Origin of the sequence: Halomonas eurihalina (genome assembly GCF_008274785.1) — a bacterium.
Lineage (GTDB): Bacteria > Pseudomonadota > Gammaproteobacteria > Pseudomonadales > Halomonadaceae > Halomonas > Halomonas eurihalina.
In genome coordinates this window covers 1-13,175 of the sequence record NZ_VTPU01000021.1, presented here as the reverse complement: position 1 = coordinate 13,175, position 13,175 = coordinate 1, and the positions used below count along the sequence as shown (strand labels likewise).

At 59.1% G+C, this 13,175-nt stretch carries 9 protein-coding genes; 2 read left to right on the top strand and 7 right to left on the bottom strand.

What is annotated here, in order from left to right; all coding sequences use genetic code 11:
• Nucleotides 1-61 precede the first annotated feature (61 nt).
• The 4 genes from FZZ93_RS16305 to FZZ93_RS16290 all read right to left on the bottom strand — a co-directional run bounded on the left by FZZ93_RS16305 (nt 62) and on the right by FZZ93_RS16290 (nt 5,648).
• Entirely contained in the window at nt 62-1,141 is a 1,080-nt protein-coding gene (locus FZZ93_RS16305) for an ABC transporter ATP-binding protein (protein ID WP_149323359.1), read from the bottom strand.
• Entirely contained in the window at nt 1,138-2,664 is a 1,527-nt protein-coding gene (gene arfA, locus FZZ93_RS16300) for an arabinosylfuranosidase ArfA (RefSeq protein ID WP_149323358.1), read from the bottom strand. The genes FZZ93_RS16305 and arfA overlap by 4 nt, the downstream gene beginning before the upstream one ends.
• A gap of 426 nt (nt 2,665-3,090) precedes the next feature.
• A complete protein-coding gene (locus FZZ93_RS16295; protein WP_149323357.1) occupies nt 3,091-4,233 on the bottom strand; it encodes a carbohydrate porin in 1,143 nt (380 codons plus the stop codon).
• Nucleotides 4,234-4,505: 272 nt separating this feature from the next.
• Nucleotides 4,506-5,648: an aldose epimerase family protein gene (locus FZZ93_RS16290; RefSeq protein WP_246146244.1), complete on the bottom strand. Its 1,143-nt coding sequence runs from the start codon at nt 5,646-5,648 to the stop codon at nt 4,506-4,508.
• Nucleotides 5,649-5,911: 263 nt separating this feature from the next.
• Between FZZ93_RS16290 and FZZ93_RS16285 the strand changes: the two genes are divergently transcribed.
• Nucleotides 5,912-6,868 carry a LysR substrate-binding domain-containing protein gene (locus FZZ93_RS16285; protein WP_149323355.1) on the top strand — a complete coding sequence of 319 codons (957 nt, stop codon included), beginning with the start codon at nt 5,912-5,914 and terminating at the stop codon, nt 6,866-6,868.
• A 200-nt stretch (nt 6,869-7,068) separates the two neighbouring features.
• Here FZZ93_RS16285 and FZZ93_RS16280 read toward each other — a convergent pair whose 3' ends face one another.
• The 3 genes from FZZ93_RS16280 to FZZ93_RS16270 all read right to left on the bottom strand — a co-directional run bounded on the left by FZZ93_RS16280 (nt 7,069) and on the right by FZZ93_RS16270 (nt 11,765).
• Entirely contained in the window at nt 7,069-7,992 is a 924-nt protein-coding gene (locus FZZ93_RS16280) for a Gfo/Idh/MocA family protein (RefSeq protein WP_149323354.1), read from the bottom strand.
• Nucleotides 7,993-8,187: 195 nt separating this feature from the next.
• Nucleotides 8,188-9,993: an IlvD/Edd family dehydratase gene (locus FZZ93_RS16275; protein WP_149323353.1), complete on the bottom strand. Its 1,806-nt coding sequence runs from the start codon at nt 9,991-9,993 to the stop codon at nt 8,188-8,190.
• A gap of 14 nt (nt 9,994-10,007) precedes the next feature.
• Nucleotides 10,008-11,765 (bottom strand): IlvD/Edd family dehydratase, encoded by a 1,758-nt coding sequence (locus tag FZZ93_RS16270; RefSeq protein ID WP_149323352.1) that lies wholly within the window; start codon nt 11,763-11,765, stop codon nt 10,008-10,010.
• Between the two features lie 175 nt (nt 11,766-11,940).
• On the opposite strand from FZZ93_RS16270, the gene FZZ93_RS16265 reads away from it, so the two are divergent.
• On the top strand, nt 11,941-12,960 hold the full coding sequence (locus tag FZZ93_RS16265) for a TRAP transporter substrate-binding protein (protein WP_149323351.1): 1,020 nt from the start codon (nt 11,941-11,943) through the stop codon (nt 12,958-12,960).
• Nucleotides 12,961-13,175 lie beyond the last annotated feature (215 nt).

Below are 13,175 nucleotides of genomic sequence, written 5' to 3'. Positions count from 1 at the left end.
TTGTAATAGTTCCGTACTACCTGGTCAGCCCAGGCATGCATATTGCGTATATGGCTGCCTTTTACCGCAAGCGCTCTCCTCGCTCGGAAAACACCAAAACATCCTTGGAATCAGCCCAGACCTGAACGGACTCTCGGGCATGCAAAACTCTCTCGCCACGACGCTCGATAACGACCTCCTGACCACCAGCCAGTCGTGTATACAAGTAGGCGACACCACCAAGGTTCTCGGTCAACTCGACAGTGGAGGTAAAACCTCCATCACGCATATACAAATGCTCGGGTCTGATTCCCAACGTCACCGACTGTCCTTCTTCGATGACACTATGCGTGATATCTGCTTCGAGCGACTGACCGTTCGTTCCCTCGATTTCGGCCACGATGCCCTTCACAGTATTTCTGGTGACAACGGCGGAAAGAAAATTCATGGCGGGAGAGCCGATGAACCCGGCAACGAACTGGTTGTCAGGATCATCATATAACTCGAGGGGTGGCCCAGCCTGCTGAACAACTCCTTCGTTCAGAACGAAAATCTTGTCGGCCAATGTCATCGCCTCGACCTGATCATGCGTGACGTAGATCATGGTCGCCCCGATTTTCTGGTGGAGTCGTGATAGCTCGAGCCGCATCTGGACTCGCAACTCAGCATCGAGGTTGGACAGTGGCTCATCAAACAGGAACACTTTCGGCTGGCGAACGATGGCCCGTCCAATGGCTACACGCTGACGCTGCCCGCCCGAAAGCGCGGATGGTTTCTTGTCCAGATGCCCTTCGAGCTTGAGAATATCGGCGGCCGCCCGAACCTGTTCAACCACCCTCTGTTTGGGAGTACGCGCCAGGCGCAAACTAAACGCCATGTTCTCAAAGACGCTCAAGTGCGGATATAGCGCATAGGACTGGAACACCATTGAGACTTCACGCTTGGCAGGTTCAACCTGAGTAATATCCCGCCCTTCTATGTCGATGGCACCTCCACTTGTCTCTTCGAGTCCCGCAATCATGCGCAGCAACGTCGACTTTCCACACCCGGAAGGTCCGACAAAGACGGCAAACTCCCCCTTGGAGATATTCATCGACACATCATCGATAATCTGATCACCACCAAATGACTTATCAACGGAATGAAGACGAACTCCGGTCATGATATTACTCCTCGTCCCACGTCGAGTCGTACAACGTGATAAGACAATGGCGAAAGCTTGCCCTTGACCTGACAACCCTCGACACCAACCCCCACGCCATCAAAGGGCGCAACGGCAGACGGCTTGTCTGGCCCATTCGTATCACGCAAGCCGAAGCCCTCCATCACCTTGTGTTCGACCACCTGTGCCGTATCGAATCCGTGGAGTGATAAATCGAGTTCGGCAGTTTCTTCCAGGTGGCGATTTACCAGGAACAATGTAACCTTCTCATTCTTTTCATCATGCACTGCGGCAACATCGAGATAGTTCACATCATCAGCCACACTGCAATCATAGGTAGGCCCATCGACGGAGACGTTTAGCGCTACTCCTCGCCCATACAGAGATGCAAATTGATAGGGATAATAAATTGTCTGACACCAGGCCACCCCACCCTTTTCAGCTCGAATCGGGGCAATGACGTTGACGAGCTGGGCGATACAGGCGATGCGAACCCGGTCACTGCGTCGAATAAATTCATTCAACAGGCCGGCGACGAATAATGCGTCCTCGAAATTGTAGTCCTCTTCAAGAAGATCCGGCGCTTCTGGCCAATCCCATGTTTTCCAGCGTCTTGAATCCTCTTCACGCTGGTGATACCAGACATTCCACTCGTCGAAGCAAATATAGATATCGTTCTTGGCACGCTTCTTGGCCTTAACGAAATCTATGACGCCACCGATAGCCTGTATATAGCGCCCTGTTTCCTCGATCTTCCCGAAGTAGTTAAGGGTATCGTTGCTCGAGTTACCGAAGTACTTATGCAGAGATATGTAATCCACATTTTCGTAGCACTCTTCGAGCACCTCACGCTCCCAATCGGGATAGGTCGGCATCTCATCATTGGATGAGCCACATACGATTGCTTCGATGTTCCCGTTGATTGCCTTGAGCGCCTTGGACGTCTCATTGGCAAGATGGCCGTATTCTCTGGCATTCTTTTGACCGACCTGCCAGGGGCCATCCATTTCATTACCCAGGCACCACATCTTGACATCATATGGTTTATTTACGTCATGACTTCGGCGAAGTTCTGACCAGTAAGTTCCGGAAGGATGGAGTACATATTCGGCAAAATTTCGTGCATCTTCCAATCCTCTCGAGCCAAGGTTGACGGCAAGCATCATATCGATATCTGCCATCTCGGCCCATTGCGCAAATTCATTGATACCAACCTGGTTGGTCTCCTTGGACCGCCAGGCAAGATCGAGACGGACGGGGCGCTGCTCCTTGGGGCCCACACCGTCTTCCCACCGATACGCCGACACGAAGTTCCCCCCCGGGTAGCGAATCGCCGGAATCTTGAGAGCGCGCACGAGATCAAGAACATCCAGGCGAAAGCCGTTCGAATCGGCCTCAGGGTGTCCGGGCTCATAGATTCCCGAATAGATTGCACGGCCCATGTGTTCGATGAACGCTGAATAAAGCCGATCATCGATAGTACTTATCTTAAAATCCCGGTGCAGCGACGCACGAACGAGCATAAAAGCTCCTCCAGTGGCAACATTCAATTCAGGTCTCACGTGGCCCATTAAAACCGTCGGACCTACGCACTTTTTTAGCCTCTCCCCCTATTACTACAGTTCCACGACATAACCATCCAATACCATTATCGTCAGTGATCGATATACTTACACATATCAAATGCACAAAAATCACCGAATCAATGAGACCCTCATCAGCATGTAAATAGCTACACTGCGACTAAAGTTTATCGACATATTGTTATCATCCACCATGACTACAAAACTCTCACTTAAGAGGCCTGTCGAACAGAAAACAAAAAGACCCGATCCCTGTGAACCACAGAGACCGGGCCATAATCATCATGTTAGCATTAACTCACCACTTAACGTTTACTGGCAGGTCAATACTATAGACCAACATGGTGTTTTATTGACAACAAAGGGTTATAGATAATATTTGAAACGCAGCCGTCCACCATAGCGATCGGCGTCTCCACTGTCGCCATCTTCCTGATCGATTTTGCTATAATAAGTTCCAAGGTAGATATCAAAGTTATCGATACCCATTACCTGGGCAAATCGATAAGAAGCGTACAGTGTGTCGGAGGTATAGGTCCCGGGCACACTGACAACATCGTCTGCTACAGCGCTTTCCTTGACACTGTCGATCTCGTTGCGAGCATGGATATACCCCAGACCGAAGCCATGCCACAGGGTATTGAGCCCCAGTGTCAGGTTCTCCTCCTCGTGGGCGTCCAGGTAAGCCAGATTAGCGTTGACGCTGAAATCATTCAGGGAGTAGGAGAGCCGCGTGCCGTAGCCAGTACGGTCACTAATATCCTCGCCGCGCTCATCGACGATGGCATCATCGACAACGTTAGTTTCCACCCCCGCTGCCAATGTCCAGGGCCCCGGCGTCCAGGCCATTACCGGTCGTACAATGAAGGAGTTCTTGGCCTCGTTCTCGGGATCGATGGCATAGCCATGATACGTATCGCTTGCAAAAAGGTTGGTGCGATCACCAAACAGAGTCGAGACTTCAGCATAGAAGTCTCCGCGCGTCTGGCTGAGCAGTACCTGGCCGGAGTCTCCGCCACGGCCCCGCCCTTCCTTGGCCTGATAGATGTAACCGTGGCCATCGGAGTAGAGGTCATTGGCAGTATCACCGCTGTATTCGACGAATACATCCTGGCCTAGCGGGAAGAGATCGAAGGCTTCGAAGCGCCCCACTTTGAGCTCGAGGCCATTATCACGATTACCAAGGGCCAACCAGGCATCATCGACTCCCATCCCGCCGTCGGTGCCGACCAGAGGCTGTACCTTGAATCCAGCATAGTTCTGGCCGCTGGTGTGCTCGCCGGCGGCCTCGAGCAGGATACGTCCGGTCTGGTTGTATTCGTCGTTGCTATCGAACTCCCCCTCCAGGAAGATCGGCCCCTCCTGGGAGTTCTGAGCATTGACATCAAGCTCAACATCGCCGCCAAAGGTTAATTTTCCCGACTCATACTCATGGACCACATCAGCAAATGCTGAATTTGCCAAAAGAGCGGCCAGAACTCCAACACATGGTTTTAATTGTACTTGCACTAGATACCTCTTTCATCGTTTGGATTTATTACATTCCCTGGATGATCATCTGCATCGCATCCATTCCAGCCAATTTGTCCCAAATACCTCCTTACGCTTATTAACGACACAACTTCCCCATGAGGGGCAGTCAAGCCCTCAAAAAAGAGAACATTATTTTTATCAGCACTTACCACACTCGAGAGTCTATCCAGCTGTGCTGGCTAGCCCTGAACCTCTCGATTCAAGGCGCCATCACCGTACTGGTTCGTGGGTAGTACAGAGCTAAAAAGTTAGTTTAAAGTCGTCTCTGAACTATCAGTCGTCGAGTTGGTAGAAAAAACGTACCGGGTCTGACTTTGGTAGGTTTCCCCTGACTGCAGTAGTGTCGAAGGGAAATCAGGCTGGTTAGGAGAGTCCGGGAAATGTTGGGTTTCCAGGGCCAGGCCAAAGCGATGGCCGTAGGTCGTCCCTCCCTTGCCGGTCAAGGAGCCATCGAGGAAATTGCCCGAGTAGAACTGGAGCCCCGGCTCGGTGGTGAGTACCTCCATTACTCTGCCACTATGCCCAGCCTCCAGGCGAGCTGCCGTCACCAGTTCGTTCTCGTCCAGACCGTCCCGGTCGAGCACGAAGTTGTGATCATAACCCTGCCCTCTGGCCAGTTGGGTATTGTCGGCCTCGATACGCTTACCGATGGCCATGGACTCCCGGAAATCGAAGGGGGTCTGCGCCACGGAACGCAGCTCACCGGTCGGGATCAGCCCCTCATCCACCGGCGTGAAGGCATCAGCATTGATCATCAGCCGGTGATCGAGAATATCAGCGCCGTCGGCCCGTCCACCGGACACGCCATCGAGATTGAAGTAACTGTGCTGGGTGAGATTGACGGGCGTGGTGGCGTCGGAGGTCGCCTGATAATCGACGATCACGGCATTGTCATCGCTCAGCGTATAGCGAACCCGGGCCTGCAGTTCGCCCGGATAGCCCTGGTCCCCATCGGGGCTGGTCAGTGTCAGGATCAATCCAACGCCACGCTCATCCTCGACGGTTTCGGCCTTCCAGAGGCGTCGATCGAAGCCTTGATCTCCACCATGCAGGTGGTTGTCGCCGTCATTGGTGGGCAAGGCATGCACCTTGCCGTCGAGGGTGAACTCACCACCGGCGATACGGTTCCCATAGCGTCCGATCAGAGCCCCGAAATAAGGATTGACCTGACGATAGGCCGGTGACAGATAGTCCTCCAATCGGTCGAATCCCAACACGACATCCTCGAATTCCCCCTCGGCATCCGGTACCTCGAGGGCGACGATGATCCCTCCGTAAGGCGTCACCGATAGACGCGCTCCCTGAGCATTTGTCAAGGTGTACAGCGCCACCTCGCTACCATCCGGCAGGGTGCCGAAAACACCTTGCTCGATACTTCGCTGTTGCTCCATTCCCACTCCGTCCTGGTTTGTCTCCTGAGCGAAAGCGATACCGGCCACCAGCGGCAAGGCTGCCAACAAGGCCCATGCTCTGTTTCGAATTTCAGCCCCTGAGCCACGTGCTGTCGAGGTACCTGAGAAGAGGTCGAATGCCGTCATTTGTTGTTGTCTCCTTGCTGTAACATCCCACTGAATGTCGACCACATTAGACAGACGAGACATTAACCGCTAATAATGACTTATCGAGCTATCCATACCCATTTGGTTATCACAATATGACACGTCGCTCCGCCATGGGTGAGTTACCACCCGACTGGTTTCTCAAGGTAAGACTAAAGTTACGCCACCTGCAGTTGTTCCTGGCCCTGGACGATCACCGCAACCTGCACCGCGCGGCCGCCAGCCTCTCCATGAGTCAGCCCGCCGCCTCGAAGCTGCTCGGCGAGCTGGAAGAACGCCTGGGCGTGCGCCTGTTCGAGCGCCACTCGCGAGGCGTCGAGCCCAACTGGTATGGCGAGGTGGCGGTGCGTCACGCCCGCAACATCCTCTCCTCGCTGCAACAGACCGGCGATGAACTCAATGCCCTGAATGCCGGCAATGCCGGTGCAGTCTCCGTGGGCACCGTGATGGCACCGGCGGTGACACTGCTCTCCCGGGCCCTGGAGCGCGTCCATCGCCAGTTGCCGGGGCTCAAGGTCAACGTCGATGTGGATGTCAGTCCGGCCCTGGTGCCCAGGCTGCTGGAAGGCGAGCTCGACATGGTCATCTCGCGCATTCCCGCGGGCTTCGACCCCGGTCACTTCGTCTTCGAGGAGATCGGCGAGGAAGCCATCAGCGTGGTGTGCCGCCGCGAACATCCCCTGGCGGATGTCGCCTCGCCGACGCTCGCCGAGATGACGGCCTACCCCTGGTCGCTCCAGCCACCGGGGGCCCTGATGCGGCAGCGTGTCGACCATCTCCTGATGTATCAGGACCTGTCGCCACCGACGCGCATCATCAACACCTCCGACGTTCTGGTATCGCTGGCCCTGGTGGCCAACTCCGACACCCTGACCGTCACCAGTCGGGAAGTCGCCGAGCTGCTCTGCGACCCACAGCGTTTTCGAGTGTTGCCCACCGAGGAGGCCTTGAGCGTCCAGCCCTATGGCCTCATCACCCTCCGCCAGAAGCGGCTCTCTCCCGGTGCCGCCGCCTTGACCACCCTGCTGCGCGAGGTGATCGCCGAGGGGTAGGCCGGAGCGCCTGGCTAGGCCTTGTCTGAAAAGTCGACGAGCGAAGGTTAGACAAGGCGAAAATTTGCGAAAATGCGGAGTTTACAAGGAGTAAATGAGCATTTGAGCGGATTTTCAACGTCGTATAACCGAGCGTAGGCACTTTTCGGACAGTGCCTAGGCTTTGCACGGAAGGCCGGCGAACGAAAGTACAGGGGCTCTCAAGAGAACGGTGCCACCGACTCCCGATGCCCCAGCATCATGGCATCCGCCACATGCCGTAGCGGCGTGATATCCACATCGCTGCGCCCCGTGGTCAGCAGTTCGTGAAAATGGGCATAAAGCTCCGGATATTCGCGCTCCGGCTCGTCGACCGCCACCTCGCCATCGAGCACCAGGCGACATCCGCCACCCGACAGTTCGAGCCGCCCTTCTTCGGTGGTAATGGCCATCTCCCAGCGAGGCGGATCCTCGTGGCGGAAGTCGAAATCCGCGTCGAGAGGCACCCCCGTGCCATCGCGCAGATGCAACCTGGCGGCAATCGGCGTCTGGCAGTTGTCGGGCACTTCGAGTCTGGCATGCTTCAGGAAGAAAGCGGTGTCGAACAGCCGGGTGACGATCGACAAGGCATTGATACCGGGATCGAACACGCCCATGCCGCCGGCTTCCCAGAGCCAGGTCTGACCGGGATGCCAGACCCTGACGTCCTCGTGCCAGACGATCTCGATACCCGTGACCCGACGCTCGCTCAGCCACTGCCGGGCCAGCGGCACGGCGGGAGCAAAGCGCGAATGCCAGGCGGCAAAGAGCACGCTGTCACGCGCTTCGGCCAGGGCCTTCAGGTCCTCGACCTCGGCGAGGGTCGCCCCGGGCGGCTTCTCGAGCAAGACGGCCTTGCCATGTTCCAGCGCCTGGCGGGCCAGGCCATGGCGCAGATGGGTTGGCGTGCAGATCGCCACGGCATCCAGCGACGGCTCCCCGAACAGCATCGCCTCCAGCGACGCATAACCGGGCACACCCTCGAGCGACGTATGTGGATCGGCCGCGGCGACGAGCTCGAGACCCGGCGTGGCCTGAATGGCGGCGAGGTGCTGGTCGCGAACGATCTTGCCGGCACCGACCAGCCCCAGGCGAAATGAAGACATGAAACCTCCTGACCGACGAATGGAGTAGGGTTTGCCAAATGCGGCCTGAACGTCGACGAGCGACGCTCAGACCGGGCAAACATCAGTGAAGAAGAAGCGCAGTTTACAAGAGGTAAATGGGCATTGTGAGTTGAGGCTTAACGCCGTAATCACCGGGCGCCGTCGCTTTTCGTACAGACCTAGTTTCGTAAAGACCTAGTGGTTGTCGCGGGGCGGGCTGAGCCGCGCCACATCCCGATAGCCGGGCGCACCGCGCAGCGTCATGCCATCTGCCAGCGGCTCCACCAGCGTGCGCTGGATTTCCTGCCAGGGCGTCTGATGCGCCGGGAAGTCATAGCCACCGGCGGCCTCGAGACGCTCGCGACGCTTCGCCAGCTCGTTCTCGTCCATCTGCAGAGTCACTTCGCAGCGCCCCAGGTCGACGCGCAGCCGATCGCCGGTCTCGAGCAATGCCAAGGGGCCGCCGGTGGCAGCCTCCGGCGAGGCATTGAGGATCGAGGGCGATCCCGACGTGCCCGACTGACGACCGTCACCGAGGCACGGCAGCGACTCGATGCCCTGGCGAATCAAGGCCGCCGGCGGCTGCATGTTGACCACTTCAGCACCGCCGGGATGGCCCACCGGCCCGGCCCCGCGCATCACCAGGATGGTGCGCTCGTCGATGCCGAGCGCCGGGTCGTCGATGCGTGCGTGATAGTCCTCCGAACCGTCGAATACCACCACCTTGCCCTCGAAGGCCTCGGGATCGTCAGGGTCCTCGAGGAAGCGCTGGCGGAAATCGGCGGAAATCACACTAGTCTTCATCAGCGCCGAGTCGAACAGGTTGCCCTTGAGGTTCAAAAAGCCCGCCTTCTTTACCAGCGGATTGTCAAAACGCCGAATGACCTCGGCATCCTGAGTCTCGCGTCCCGCCACGTTGTCGGCCAGACACCGGCCGTTGGCGGTCAAGGCGTGGCCGTGAATCAAGCCATTGGCCAGCAGTTCGGCGATCACTGCCGGTACGCCCCCGGCACGATGGAATTCCTCGCCGAGATAGGCACCCGCCGGCATCACGTTGGCCAGCAGCGGGACCGCATGCCCGAGACGTTGCCAGTCGTCGTTGTCGAGCGCGACGCCGGCATGACGTGCGATGGCGTTGACATGCACGGGCGCATTGGAGGAGCCGCCCAGCGCCGAACAGGTCACGATGGCGTTCTCGAAGGCTTCCCGGGTCAGGATGTCGCTCGGTCGCAGATCCTCCCAGACCATGTCGACGACGCGCTCGCCGGTCTGATAGGCGACCATGGCCCGTTCCTTGTAGGGGCCGGGAATCATCGCCGAACCGGGCAGACTCATGCCCAGCGCCTCGGCCATGGAGTTCATGGTCGAGGCCGTGCCCATGGTGTTGCAGTGCCCCACGGAAGGTGCGGAGTCGGCAATCCTCGACAGAAACTCGGGGTAATCGATGTCGCCGGCAGCCAGGCGCTTGCGCATCTCCCAGACAATGGTACCGGAGCCCACCCGCTCCGCGCCGTGCCAGCCATTGAGCATCGGCCCGCCGGAAAGCACGATGGCCGGGATATTCACCGTGGCCGCCGCCATCAGACAAGCCGGAGTGGTCTTGTCGCAGCCGGTGGTCAGCACCACGCCGTCCAGCGGGTAGCCGTGCAGCACCTCGACCAGCCCGAGATAGGCCAGGTTGCGATCCAGCGCGGCCGTGGGCCGACGCACATTCTCATGGATAGGATGCAACGGGAACTCGAACGGCACCCCGCCGGCGGCACGAATCCCGTCCTTGACGCGCTTGACCAGCTCGACGTGATGGCGATTGCAGGGCGTCAGGTCGGAGCCCGACTGGGCGATCCCGATGATCGGCCGTCCAGAGGTCAATTCCTCCAGCGTCATGCCGTAGTTCATGTAGCGCTCGATGCACAGCGCCGTGGTGCCCGGATGTTCGGGATTGTCGAACCAGTCGCGCGAACGCAGCCGGTCGGACGTCATGCGGGGTCGCTGGGTCGTCATGGCATCTCCAGTGTTCAGTGAGAATGGCGCGGTACGTCGGCACCCCGGCAGCCCACCAGGAAGTCGAAATCGCAGCCTTCATCGGCCTGCAGCACGTGCTCGATGTAGAGCTGACGATATCCCCCACTGCTGGCGATCTGTCGCGAGGCCTGGGTGGGATCGTGCTCGGCCAGGCGCGCCTGGAGTTCCTCGTCGCCGATGTCCAGGTGCAGCTTGCCGGCGTAGGCATCCAGCTCGATCCAGTCGCCGTTGCGCACCGCCGCCAACGGCCCTCCGGCCGCCGCCTCGGGCGCCACATGGAGCACCACGGTGCCGTAGGCGGTGCCGCTCATTCGCGCGTCCGATATCCGCACCATGTCGGTGACGCCCTGTTCGAGCAGCTTGGCCGGCAGGCCCATGTTGCCCACTTCGGCCATGCCGTGATAACCACGTGGCCCGCAATGCTTCATCACCAGTACGCTGTCGGCGTCCACGTCCAGGTCGGGGTCATTGATGCGCGCCTTGTAGTCATCGAAGTCCTCGAACACCACGGCACGCCCACGGTGCGTCATCAGCTCGGGGGTCGCCGCCGACGGCTTGAGCACCGCGCCCTTGGGCGCCAGGTTGCCGTGCAGCACGCACATGCCGCCATCCTCGACCAGCGGGTTGTCCAGCGGCCGGATCACCTCGTCGTTGTACTGCGGCGCTTCGACGACGTTGTCCCACAGCGTCTTGCCGTTGACGGTCAGGGCATCCTTGTTCGGCAGGCGATCGGCCTCGCCCAGGCGGCGCAGCACGGCGGGCAGTCCGCCAGCATAGTAGAACTCTTCCATCAGGAAACGCCCGGAGGGCTGCAAGTCCACCAGTGTAGGCGTGCCACGACCGATGCGCGTCCAGTCGTCCAGTGCCAGGTCGACGCCGATGCGTCCGGCAATGGCCTTGAGGTGGATCACCGCGTTGGTGGAACCGCCGATCGCCGCATTGGTGCGAATGGCGTTCTCGAAGGCTCCTCGCGTCAGGACCTTCGAGAGGCGCAAATCTTCGTCGACCATCTCGACGATGCGATTGCCCGACAGGTGAGCCAGCACATAACGACGCGAATCCACCGCCGGAATGGCGGCGTTGTGCGGCAGCGACACGCCCAGCGACTCGGCCATGCAGGCCATGGTCGAAGCCGTGCCCATGGTGTTGCAGGTGCCTGCCGAACGCGACATGCCCGCCTCGGCGGCCATGAAGTCGTGCATCGAGATCTTGCCGGCCTTGACCTCTTCGGAAAGGCGCCAGACCACCGTGCCCGAGCCGATGTCGCGCCCTTCCTGCTTGCCGTTGAGCATCGGCCCACCGGTGACCACGATCGTCGGGATGTCACAGCTCGCCGCGCCCATCAACAGCGCCGGCGTGGTCTTGTCGCAGCCGACCAGCAGCACCACCGCGTCGATCGGATTGCCGCGAATCGCCTCCTCGACATCCATGCTCGCCAGGTTGCGGGTGAACATCGCCGTCGGGCGCAGATTGGATTCGCCATTGGAAAACACCGGAAACTCGACCGGATAACCGCCCGCCTCGAGAACCCCCTTCTTCACGTGATCGGCGATCTTGCGGAAGTGAGCGTTGCAGGGCGTCAGCTCCGACCAGGTATTGCAGATGCCGATGATCGGCTTGCCCTGAAACTCATGGTCGGGGATGCCCTGGTTCTTCATCCAACTGCGATACATGAAGCCATTCTTGTCGGCGGTACCGAACCACTCGGCACTGCGCAGCGTCGGCTTGCTGGAAGTCTTCGATGACGACATTGAGGTGACTCCTCGCGGCATTCCTGGGCGATGGGCAAGGCCCACCGATGATGTGTCATGGACACTACGACGAGATGCGCCCAAAGTACACACATACGAAAGTATATGTTGAACATATCTAGTCAATGAGCAACATTTCCCTCGTCAACAACAAACTCCCTTACGGAGAGATTCGATGCCACACCTGACCCCTAAACTGCTCCTGGGCGCCTCCGCCCTGCTGCTGAGCGTCACCTGCGCCCATGCCGCTGAGTACGAGTGGACCTTCCAGGCCTCGGAAACCGCCGGCGAACCGAGTTTCAAGGTCAAGCAGGAGTGGGCCGAACGCATCGGCACCATGACCGATGGCCGCGTCCAGATCGAATTGCTGCCCATCAATGCCGTGGTCGGCCCCACCGAAACGCTGCAGGCCGTCAGCTCCGGCATCCTGCAGGGCCACATGACCGATCCGAGTTACTTCTCCGGCCAAAACCCCGCCTTCGGCATGCTGGGCAACCTGGTCGGCGCCTGGAACGATCCCTACGACTTTCTGGAATTCATGAAACAGGGCGGCGGCGAAGAACTCTACAACGAGCTCTCCGAGCCCTATGGCAGCCACTTGATCGGTGCTGCCACCTTTCCGCTCGAGTCCGTTCCCTCCACGGTGCCCATCGAGAGCCTCGAGGATTTCGAAGGCCTCAAAATCCGCGCGCCCCAGGGCATGGTCTACAACATCTTCGAGCGTATCGGCGCCACGCCGGTCAACCTGCCCGGCTCCGAGGTCTATACCGGCCTGGAAAAGGGCGTGATCGACGCCGCCGATTCCACGGTACTCTCCAACAACGATGCCCAGGGGCTGCACGCCTTCGCGCCCTATCCGCTCTACCCGGGCTTCCATTCCATGCCGATGATCGCCGTCTCCATCAACAAGGACATCTGGGATGGCCTGCCCGAAGAATTGCAGACCACGCTCGAGACAGCCTTCGACGCCATGGCGTATGACCTGATCGCCCGCCTCAAGGAGCAGGACATCGAGACCCTCGCCAAGCTTCGCGAGAATCCCGATGTGCATCCCTTCGACCTGCCGGCGGAAGAGCGCAAGAAATTCCGACAAGCCGCCGAACAGGAATGGAAGGAATGGGCCGGTCGCAACGAGATGACCCAGAAGGTCTACGACGCCGCGACCAGCTTCCTCGAAGCGCGCGGGCAGCTCTAAGGGCTCGCGCGGTATAACCCACGCACTTCCGGGCCGGCCTCGCCGGCCCCTTGTCATTGTCACCACACCGCCCGACGACGTCGGCACGGAGTCAAGATGTCATCCACCCACGAGACGCCCCCCGACCCGGTACGCAACGCCTTCGACCGCGGCGTGGTGGCCTGCGGTCGTATTGCCGCCTGGCTGGTGTTCGTCGCCATGGCGATCAGCGTCTA